We start from the raw sequence: 10,947 nt of genomic DNA on the forward strand, positions 1-10,947 counted from the left end.
TGTGGGCATGGGTTAAACGTAAGCGTAAAGAATGGTTGATCGACTCAGTCGATGAATTATTTCGAGTTTTTTTCGAATCCTGTATGGATAATAAAGTAGTTTGACTATAACCCTTTACTCAATGCATCTAGAATCATTTTCTTTGCAACTCATCAACAATAGGTAAATCTGCTGCTGCCCAGTCGAGAGTAGTTAGTTCATTAATAGTCAACCACTGATAATTCACATGTTCTAATAACTGTAAATCCTTATCGTTGCTATGACATAAGAATGTATTTAAAGAAATACTAAAATCAGGATAGTCATAGTCGACCGTAATAAGATGTGAATCTACTACAATCTCCATGTTTAACTCTTCTTGAATTTCACGAATAATTGCTTGCTCTGGCGTTTCATCTTGCTCAACTTTCCCACCAGGAAATTCATATTTCAAAGAAATATAATCATATTTAGATGGTGCTCTTTGTACACATAAAATTTTATCTTCATGTTTGATTACGGCAGCAACAACAGCAATTTTTTTCATAGACAATATTTTTTAGATAAATGAGAATCTTACTATAAGCATAAGACTTAGATAAGACAGGCCTGTAATAATTAAACATTTTGAATAGCTATCAAAATAAGACCGTCTCTTATCAAGTTTGTGGGGTCAATCCGAACCCTCTTACTTTTCAAAAATTTCATGTTTAAATGTAGTGGCCGTACAATCGCCCACTTATTTTTAAAAATCACATTTACATATAACAATTTACCCATGTAAATTATGATTTATTTTAGTTGCTCACCTTTCAGTGTCACACGATCAAAACTATACACATGGGCAAAAGGACTCTCAACGCACCGTCCCACTAAAGGCATCTTTTGATCTGGTTTCCCACTTTTTAAGAGGACATCAGAAGCACATATCGGGCATGTACCTTTAAACTTTGTCACCCGAGTAATTTGATTTCTCTCTTTATCCCGATACATTTCAAGATCAGCATGATCTTCAGCGAATGAAATAAAACTCATAGGGGCTTTAATTACACGATGCTCTGGTAAATTCCATAACGGAATTGCCCAGTACTTAAACATAATAAATGAAAAGAAAATCAGACAACTAATCCAAAATAAGTCCAACGATGTAAAAGATTGTTCATCACTAACCAATACCAATGAAAAAATAAAAACATAAATAGCCCAGCCAATCACACTACCAAAGAGTACGGTAATCATTACCAGTCCTCTCAAGCTCTTATTTTTTAACTCGCCATTTTTAAAAATGAATTTATAAAACCACGACAGTTGAATGTCGGCAGGATTATTTCGCTCATAATGAACAATATTATCTTCAGGACTCTGATTATCTTCATCAACTTTAGCTGTAATTTTTTTTATTTCCAACCAATATATTCGCTCATTCCCCTTCCCACCCTTAGTATCATTTGTATTTACAAATGGGATGTATCCAAGCTCATCAAACACTGCACTGTGCCGGTGAATAACACACTTTAAAAAATCATTTAATCGTGAGTCATTGATCCATTTTCCAAGTTCTTTAGAATCCATTCTTTCCGCTGACAATTTTCCATCAACAGCAACTTTCAATTGCTGCCTGGAGTAAGTAACTTTCTCTTCAAAACCACTCTTATAACTCTCAATTGTTTTTTCAAATAACACCTTTAAACAATCATACGCCCTGTTGATCGTAGGCTGGCTCACTAGTAAGCCATAAAATAATTTTAGTACTTTTATTTCTATTTCAGTCACTTATACACCCCACTTACCCGTATTACCCCTGTTAATACGGTGTTTTAGCGATTAAATCACAGTCATAGTAGGAGAGTAAATTAACTTGCTAAAGGATTTGTACTCATGACTATGTATGTTGCTCTCAATGAAAATAATAATCTGGTCCAAATAGAAAATGTTGAACGTGGCTTAGCGTGTAAATGTACATGTTTTGAATGCGGTGAAACTGTCATTGCACGCAAAGGTGATATCAAAGAGCATCATTTTGCACATGCCAGCAATAAGGAGAGCTGTAACATTAATCCAGAATCTGTACTACACAAATACGCCAAAGAAGTCATTTTAGAATCTATGGGTTTAATGCTTCCTGCGGTCCCAAATACTGAAGACAATGAAGCTGCATGGTGGACATTTGACAAAATTATTCCTGAATTTCACTTAGGGTTAATTCGTCCTGATTTAGCCTGTTATTACAATGATGAACCAGTATTTATTGAAATTGCTGTCACACATTTTATTGATGAGAATAAACTCAAGATCATTGAATCAATGAACGTTAATACATTAGAGATTGATTTATCGAGCTTATTACAGACTGAACTTGTAATACCAAGTGAACAAGCAAAGAAACTGATCCTTGAAAGTCTGGATCATAAAAGTTGGCTTTATCCTCAAGCCCCTAAAGTGATTAAAAATGGAGTTGAAGGGAAAATATCTAAAAATCCACTTGAAGCAACTGAACAACTCGCAACAAACACGACTCCTAATGTTTCATCTTGGGAAGATTATCAATTTACCATCAATGGAATATGGGTACGTGCTCGCAAATTTTCGAGTGGAATGCTATCCGTGAATTGTATTTACAACCCCGAAATCATTGCAATTCTAAAGCAATGGCGGAATGAAGGTGGTGGCCGTTTTGATCAAAAATATCGTTCATGGAACTATTGGCAACCGTTCTCTGCTACCGTCTTAGAAAGGTTAGAACAAATGCACACACCCAAAGATATAAAGCACTACTAAGGTACTTTATATCTTTATTACATTCAAGTACTTAAATATATCTATTGAAAATAAATTCTTTAATACACTTGGGCTAATATCTTTTTATCTTTTCCCCCCAACCAAACTAAATACTCATTCTCTATTGCCTGCTTATACGCCCAGTCGGCAACCCGATGCGAACGTTGCAGATCGGTTAGAAAACCTAATTGAGAAATCTCTCGAATAATAGATTGATCATGCAGATGATTACGCTCCTGCCACTGATGTAAGAATTGCTGTGATGCTAAATAATTACTTTTTTGTGAGTTGCATTTTTCATCCGCCAGGACAAAGTTATGTCCGGTATCGGCAGGATATAAAGACCATGGAATAAAATGATCCACTGCATATTTAGATTTTTTTAGGCTTTTACCGCAATAAAAACACTGGCATTCTTGCAAATCAATCAGAAAGTCTGCGACCTGTCCTAGTTGGTTACGACTCGGTGCAAACATGAATTCATCTAGGTCAGGTAACCCATCTAATACAACCAGGTTCTGCTTATTCAGCCGGACAAAATCAATCCAGCGCTTCTGGCAAAGCTCTTCAATAATTTCACTAAACTGTCTTAAACAATACATCACTTTGGGTAAAAGCTTGAGGGACTGTTTGGAGTCTTCAAGGCAATAGAGAAATTCTACCGTTTGACCATTCAGATTCTGCAAATATACTACCGGCATTTGCTTTACCGTTGTCGCAACTGTTCGCTTCAGCCTGTTCCAGTAAAGTACATCCTTTCTCAACGCGGCCAAAGTCTTGAATTGTTGCTGTGCATTCTGAATTTCACTGATGATCTTTGCCTGCTTACCAGTGCTTTGATGAATAGTAAAAGGCTCATACTGGTTAAACTGAAACGGCAGTGACTGTTTCCAGTACAGGTCAATAAACTTTTCAGCAATATCCTGATATTCCAAATGCAAGGCAGCACCGGTATCTTGACCCTGTTCAATCGCCAGACGCGTGATACTTATCAGCAAAGCAAACTTATATGTCGAAGTAAAAGTCCCTGACTGCAATATCTGCTGAATATGCTTCAAGAATTTCAGCTGCTCGTTGGGTGTAGGTTTATTATTTTCTATAAAGTGATCATCCTGCCACATGTTGAAGCTTCACCTGTCTTTGTAATCCTGCTTCCGTAGCGATTTCCATCATTTTCGCATTTTGAATGGCTTTTTTACGTATAGCTGAAAGGGTTTCTTTAAACTCGTGCTGATTACCTTTCAAATTGAGTGGCAGTATCGTTTGTTCAGAAACCTTTTCCTCAACATTCCAAGGTTCTTCACAAATTATCCAGGACACATATGCATTATCTTCAAGCCATGCATCCAGCCATTGTTCACCTGAATGCGTGAAAGTCATGCGATTACCTGACCCTACTCTTCTAAGCGGATACCCACTCATCTCAGCCAGAAGTATGCCCAATGTTCGTCTTAGCGTTGAACCTTCTGCGTTACCTGCAAAGTGTGTTTTAAGCCGTATTCTCAAGTTTGATTTACTATTTGGTTTAGTCTTTTTGTCAGGCGATATGCCAACATACAACAAAGTATATTCTTGATACGTTATACAGTTTTTTGTTGGGATTCCCGGTGGATTTGTTTTGAACCACCAAAAATAAATCCCGTGTTCTGCAGGAATCAAAGAGGGCTCTTTCATTAACTCGGCACGCTTGTATAAACGCTGCGGGTAATAATCAAAAGCATGTGATTGCTTTTTCCATATTACGTTGATCCACTCTTCTGTACGGTCTGGACGTTTATCTACAGTAATCCATTGCTGTAACAGTAAAGCCTGATCTATTTGTTTAAATAAGTCGTAAGCTTGCTGCTCATTCAAGTCAGTAAAGCTGCGCCCTTCTTTCTCACGGTCTGTATCGCCATATTTAAAAGACATGTAACACACCCCATTTGGCTTTAATGCTTTAAATATGCGCCCCAGCACTTCAGTCAGGCGATCTCTTTCACAGTGCAAAAGAGAAGCACAGGCCCAAATACCATCATACTTAGCTACTTCATTCAGCTCATAAAAACTTTGCTGACGTACCTCGATGCCTGTCAGCTCTCTCGCCTTTTCAACCAGCTCGGCAGAATAATCAATTGCCTCAACTTGATAGCCTTTTTTCTTAAATGCCAAAGTGTCCCGCCCCGAGCCACAGCCCAAATCTAGGATAAATGCCTGTTCCGGCAAATATCTTAGAAATGGTGCGTAAAGACTTTCCATTTCAACCTGATAGGTATTTTCAAAAAATGATTGAGCATGTTGATTGTAATAATTTGATGTTTGATTCATTGTCTAAAAGCCAATATCTTATGTTAAAGAACATACTGATATTTCACTAGATAAGTCAAATGATCAGTCCTATGAATGAATCAAACTCTTATTTCACTGTATCCGGACAACTGGGATAGAAACCAAATGTTTTCTTGTAAATGGGAAAAAAATGGGCTTCAGATTTCGCAATAGCATTTAAATGGAGAGGTGGATACGGAAAATTTGAGCATTGTTATTGTAATAATCAGCTGTACTTATCCTTACCCTATTCATTCTAATCCGTCATGTGAGAATCACAATAGAAACATGATATTTTTTGCCAACTCACAAATATAGCTAACTAATAGTGAGTATCCGATCAAGGAGGAAAATTTGAAACTTTCAATAATAAATAAACTTTAAAAACAAGAAAAAATGATGTCTCCTGCCATATTCAAAAACTCTAAATATCCGTGAATATTACTGTATTATTTTTATTCAATGGCATTTATGAATTTGACATCTGAACTACTTTTAAAGTTTCCAACAACACAGACAAGTACTGTAAAAAATTTCAAAAAAAGCAGAATCACCATTCATCCACACGCTTATGGTTTCAATCTATGCTACTTAAATATGTGGAAAAATCTCGCAGTAGATTTAGATATTTCTAATCGTATAAAAGAACTTCATGTCTGGAAAACTCCAGAATTCGATAGCTACACCGTTTTTAATAATATTCACTTATATCTTAGCTACTTAAAGAATGATATCAAAGAAGTCACTTTAATTATTCATCATCAACAATCTTTTTCAGATGACGAATTATTATTTCTGAAAGAGTTATGCAGTCTTGAATTTATTCAATTCATCAAATCTAATAAAATTAATATTCTGTCGTTAAATCCCAAAAAAACATTGCATTTAATTAACACACATCTTTCACGTCAAACTCTATTGACCCTTAACAAAGAATCATCTTTAAAGCCACATCATCAAATGAGTCTGGAACTGCTAGCACAACTACTTGCATGTTCTCGAAATCAACTGAATCAGCGGATTAAAAATATTAATCAACAGCGCACACATATTTTTAATGAATTATCACTCAACAGCAGATGTGCAAAAGAACTCATTGATCACTCTGATAGTTGCCTAAGTACAGAAAAAATTTGGAGATCATAGTGTCGAACAATCTAAACGAGCATATTGATTTGCCAGCTATTTCACTGCGAAAAACACTAGAAAAACTGTTTGGTGATGAGCAATATGAACGTACGCAACATATCAACTTTGTGGTTAAACTATTGTCTTCTCAACAGACTGACAATTTTCTGGTTGGTCTCAATCTTGATTACTTTGATATCGATGTAGACTTTGATTCGCAACTGCCGACACCTCCGGTAATCGCGTTCACGAAAAAAGTTAAGATTAGTGATTTACCCATTACGTCATACATCAATTCAATTGCGCAATTACCTGAATCGCAGACGCATGCAAAAAATTGGAATATTCTAGTTTTAAAAGCGGCAATTTATTTAATTGCTCTTCCTGAGCTTAAACCAGAGCTTTTTAAACAAGCACACACAGAACACTTCAATACCATAAAGCGCTTATTTCAGCGCTTTAGGAATGCAAATAAAAATTTAGTTACTGAAAAAAAATATCAAAATACAGAAGAGTATCAACGTCTCTGGAATACCTATCTTCAAGATCCAACGCTGAGCTTAGAACAATTTATTCAATATCTGATCACATTAGATAAGGATGAATTGCCTGAGTTTGACCGTAATCTACTCAATGATATTCGTGTTACCTTTAACTACGTTTTAAAAAACAAAGCGAAGATTGCACGTGCAAGTATCGGTACACAGCTTCAACATCAATTTCTTGATGAAGAACAATTCATTGAAGAAAGTGTAGAAATAAAAAAAAGTGCTAAATCTAAAGCACTGAATATAGAAACGTTAATTGATGAGCCAGTTAGTCGGCAAATTGTTGTCAATCCAACTCATGTCACACCACTGGCAGCACATTCAGAAACGATTCAAAGTTATGTTCTACCACTCGTTGCAAAACATATTCAACGTAAAGAACATTTACTCACGTCGAGTAGTTTTTTCCCAAATCCATCTAGCGTGAACCATCTACTGAAAAGACTTCATGTGGACTACTCTGAACATCAAAATAAAAGTGCTTTGATCCTGATACTCGCATTTTTAACAGGCAATAGTGTGAATGAGTGGTTATATATAGAAAGCAAGCGAGCTAAAAAATTAAATAACCGCCAAGAATTGCTCCATAAAAATGATCAGTTCTTCTTACGCAGTAAATTTAATATATTTGAGAACCGCAATTTTAAGTATTCGGACAGCTTGCTCAATCAGACTATCTATTTAGACATTCCAATTCCGAATCTATTCATAGAGGATCTTCGCAAAATGGATTCGGTTAGTATCGATGATATACAGCAATATTTACGCAAATTAAGACAAGAATTACTGATTCCAAAACTGTCTGTCGTAAAGGTGAGTTCTCTACTGCATCACACGGTTCTTGAAAAAACAGGTAATAAACAACTTGCAGACCTAGTTGCAGGGATTGATGCAAATCAGTCATCGTCTATTTCTTATTGTCATCAGAATATCCCGCGTTTACACGCACAATATCTCGATATTTTAAAATCACTCTGTACGGATATAGTGCGTAAATATGAAAGTGGTGTTACCACTTCACCATCTGATTCAACACTTTATTTTGGTAGTCGTAAAGCTCCCAAGCCACAGGTAATTACAGAGATTTTTGCTGTATTGAAATTTAATATTTTTTCACAAGCCGAAGATGACCTAATTTCAATCTTTAATCATTACAACATCTGGTTATGGCATATCCTTCTTCTTTTTACAGCAGCACGCCCCGTTGCTGAATTCCCTGGATTTCTTAAAAACTTTAATTTAAAACGCCAAATTTTGATGGTTTCAGACAAAGAAGTAGGCGGTCGTAATGGATTTGGACGCCTCATTCCACTTTGCCCATTTTTAGTTGAAGAGATAAAAAAATTCCTTAATTTTTTAGAATATTTTTTGATTCAAATCATGATGAGTCAACCAGCTTTAAGTGAGGTCATACAACAAATCAAAATGAGTAAGCTCCCCCTCTTGGGAATCATTCAGAATAATGACTGGATACCGTTAAGCCCATCTTCAGTAAAAAAATTTCATCCAGAATTAGGTCTTGATCATGCAAACTGGCATCGCCACACAGCTCGTGCATTTTTAACTCATAAAGTTTCTGAACCTGAAATTTTGGCACTTTTTGGACATGAGCTTATGCAACAAGAAGCAGCCCATCCATTTTCCAGTTTATCGCTCTCTCAATTTTCCAAAATTGCAGATGTTTTAGAGCAAATGAAAACGTATTTTAAAATTACAGGTGTTGAAGTTGATGTCCTCACGCAATAAAAAAATCTCAAAAAAACGCTATGCAGAAGACAGACGTCAACTTCAACGTAATGAATTAGAAAAGAATCTACGAGCTGATGCAGAACATGAGCTCCGCCAATACTTTGATGAACAAAAATTCTCAACTGAAGACTTAATTCAAGCTTATCCTGCGATTTATGAGTTTATTAAACGTAAAGCACCAAATTTGGCTTGGAATAAATATGCACATGAATTCTTCCGAACATATATCAAAGACCTCAATAAGAGCAATAACCTAGACCTCCCACTACCTTATCTTACCTTCGAGATGAAACGTGATGAACCAATTTTCACTTTGGATTGGTTCCAGGCCGGTCATGAAATTGACATCATCCTCGAAAAACTGTGGCACTACTGGATTCTTGCTCAAGATAGCTCGACGTTTTCTGATGAAGAAATTATTGCAAATATTCTGCTTTGCTCAATGCTATATGGTGGACTAAGTCAAACAGCAACATTAAATGCATTACTTGAACATTTAAAGAATCCCGTAAAAATCCAAAAAATTTGCGATTTAAATATCATCTTTTTAGAGCCATTTTCTCCAAGCTATGGCGATCTATTTGTCGATGAGAAAACAATTCGAAAATCGCGTAATTTTGTTCCAGATCAACTCACACGACTTTGGCTCATTCACTTCAACACAAGGCAAATTCGTGACATCAGTCTAGACGTGGATGCTTATCTACACCTCATTTTTCAAAAAATAAAACATCCATACACCCAAAAGACTTTCAAATTTCTACGTGACTACGCCAATTTTAATTGGGTACAACTGCACAATGCAGATATTGATCCTGCCCTCTCACAATGTTTGTTAGAAAACACGCTCACGTGTGGTTTATCTGAACATGAGTTTGAAAATTTTGCATTCCCAAAACTCAAAACTCAATTAAGTGATGAAATCGAACAAAATGTCTCTTCTACCGCCAAAGCCCTACCAGATCTCAATACGTCTGAAGCAGTAGAAAATATCATACTTATTCATAAAAACTTGCTGAAAATTATTCGCACACCATCAACGGAACACCCCATTGCTGAACTTATTATTGATTTTTGCCTGCTTCACCAAGAGCAGTTTAATAAGTTTTCTAAGCGTATTATCTTATGGCTCATCAGTCTGTATCGACCAAATTCAGAGCAAATAAAAAAATTATCAGCCACTTTTGATTTTGATACAACTCAGTACACGAAGGCATCTCAAGACAATCAAAAACTCGCAGATAGTTCAATCTATACATATTACACCCGGATTGCAGAACCGTTTTTAACTCATGCCTTGCAATACGTCGATGCCGATGATGACATTAATGATCTACTGAACAAAATCTATCAACAAATCATTAGCAATACACGACTTGCTGATGAAGCAGATCAACCTGAGTTTAAAAAATCTAAAGACCAAACGATCCGCATGTTGAAACGTTTTCACACCTTCCAGCAAATTGTTTTTCAAGCAGAAGATTTCGAACTTGAATTTATTGCATCGCAAAATCGACCACGGGCACGCATCATAGGTCACACAGCCTTCCAGGTCATATTAAAGAAGTTAAATCAGTTCTTACATGATCAATCCATCTCAGACCATCAATATAGATTATTAAAAATCATTTATATTTTAGCTTACCGAACTGGTATGCGTATCAATGAAATACTGGGATTACGTGTAAAAGATATCGAGGGTTTAGATCAATTTTCCATCTGGGTCCAACCTTATGGTTCAAAAAAACAAGGAAATCAACATCTGCTCAAAACTGATAGTGCGGAACGGATTGTGCCTGCCTACGCTTTGCTTAAAGACGATGAATACCAATTTTTTAGCGATTTTGTTGTTGAAAAACGTTTAGAGAATAAGAAAAGTTTATATTTATTCAGCAACTTGAATGAAAATAAAAAACTGAATCGACACACTGTCACTGTGCCCCTAAAACTAATAATGAATCAGGTGTTTAAAGGACATCAGGTGGTGTTTCAAAAAGTATGCTGGCATTAAACGAATCCATTATTGATATAAAAGAACACTAAATCAAAGGCTTTGAAATGATTTTCAAGCTTTTTGGAGAAGTTGCAGCTTCTCCTAAAGCCTCGCCTGATTCGATGCCGTAATCGACAATTATTGCCTTCTATACCCACAGTGAAAAATTTACCAATCAACTGTTTGCATTCTTTAAAGGTCGTAACAAAGCTATCCCAATGGTCACTTGATATACATGTATAGCTTACACCTAACTGCTTCAATTTTAATTTAAGTCGTTTTGCAGTGGCTAAATCTCGGTTACCCCATACATAAGCAACAATTTCACCTGTTTCTCGATGATAGGCATAAATTAGAGAGGTGGTCCCACTTGTTTGAACAACTAAAAGCTTATTTATAAGTGATATTCTGCTCTAGTTAAGCTACCTTATTTTGTTGTGGTAGCTGGTCATAGTAAAACTCATC

General features: G+C 36.0%; 7 protein-coding genes and 3 pseudogenes. 4 read left to right on the forward strand and 6 right to left on the reverse strand.

The genetic code is table 11. The features are described 5' to 3' along the window. Window positions 1-133 precede the first annotated feature (133 nt). The gene (locus tag WFH18_RS15025) at window positions 134-526 is read right to left on the reverse strand and encodes a (deoxy)nucleoside triphosphate pyrophosphohydrolase (protein ID WP_085064816.1); all 393 of its coding nucleotides are present in this window, start codon (window positions 524-526) and stop codon (window positions 134-136) included. Window positions 527-771: 245 nt separating this feature from the next. After that, complete coding sequence (locus WFH18_RS15030; RefSeq protein ID WP_085064817.1) at window positions 772-1,752, reverse strand: hypothetical protein; 981 nt, start codon at window positions 1,750-1,752, stop codon at window positions 772-774. A 105-nt stretch (window positions 1,753-1,857) separates the two neighbouring features. Between WFH18_RS15030 and WFH18_RS15035 the strand changes: the two genes are divergently transcribed. Then, complete coding sequence (locus tag WFH18_RS15035; protein WP_085064818.1) at window positions 1,858-2,757, forward strand: competence protein CoiA family protein; 900 nt, start codon at window positions 1,858-1,860, stop codon at window positions 2,755-2,757. Between the two features lie 59 nt (window positions 2,758-2,816). Here the strand turns inward: WFH18_RS15035 and WFH18_RS15040 are convergent, their stop codons facing one another. The 3 genes and pseudogenes from WFH18_RS15040 to WFH18_RS15050 form a co-directional block, all read right to left on the reverse strand. Next, window positions 2,817-3,878, reverse strand: coding sequence for an HNH endonuclease (locus tag WFH18_RS15040; RefSeq protein ID WP_085064819.1), 1,062 nt, complete (start codon window positions 3,876-3,878; stop codon window positions 2,817-2,819). Then, window positions 3,865-4,431: a GIY-YIG nuclease family protein gene (locus WFH18_RS15045; protein ID WP_323848103.1), complete on the reverse strand. Its 567-nt coding sequence runs from the start codon at window positions 4,429-4,431 to the stop codon at window positions 3,865-3,867. The genes WFH18_RS15040 and WFH18_RS15045 overlap by 14 nt, the downstream gene beginning before the upstream one ends. 54 nt (window positions 4,432-4,485) lie before the next feature. Further along, window positions 4,486-5,064: pseudogene (locus WFH18_RS15050) on the reverse strand (class I SAM-dependent DNA methyltransferase); the annotation flags it as partial. Window positions 5,065-5,535: 471 nt separating this feature from the next. Here WFH18_RS15050 and WFH18_RS15055 point away from each other — a divergent pair. The 3 genes and pseudogenes from WFH18_RS15055 to WFH18_RS15065 all read left to right on the forward strand — a co-directional run. Further along, window positions 5,536-6,210, forward strand: a complete 675-nt coding sequence (locus tag WFH18_RS15055) for a hypothetical protein (protein WP_085064821.1) — start codon at window positions 5,536-5,538, stop codon at window positions 6,208-6,210. Beyond that, entirely contained in the window at window positions 6,210-8,486 is a 2,277-nt protein-coding gene (locus tag WFH18_RS15060) for a hypothetical protein (RefSeq protein WP_121980147.1), read from the forward strand. Before WFH18_RS15055 ends, WFH18_RS15060 begins: the two co-directional genes overlap by 1 nt. Further along, window positions 8,470-10,479 (forward strand): annotated as a pseudogene (locus WFH18_RS15065) (tyrosine-type recombinase/integrase); the annotation flags it as partial. The gene WFH18_RS15060 and the pseudogene WFH18_RS15065, both read left to right, overlap by 17 nt. 17 nt (window positions 10,480-10,496) lie before the next feature. Here the strand turns inward: WFH18_RS15065 and WFH18_RS15070 are convergent. Continuing rightward, window positions 10,497-10,838, reverse strand: a pseudogene (locus WFH18_RS15070) (IS1 family transposase); the annotation flags it as partial. Window positions 10,839-10,947: the final 109 nt, after the last annotated feature.

The sequence above is a fragment of the Acinetobacter sp. USHLN143 genome, from assembly GCF_037145695.1.
Classification (GTDB): Bacteria; Pseudomonadota; Gammaproteobacteria; order Pseudomonadales; family Moraxellaceae; genus Acinetobacter; species Acinetobacter fasciculus.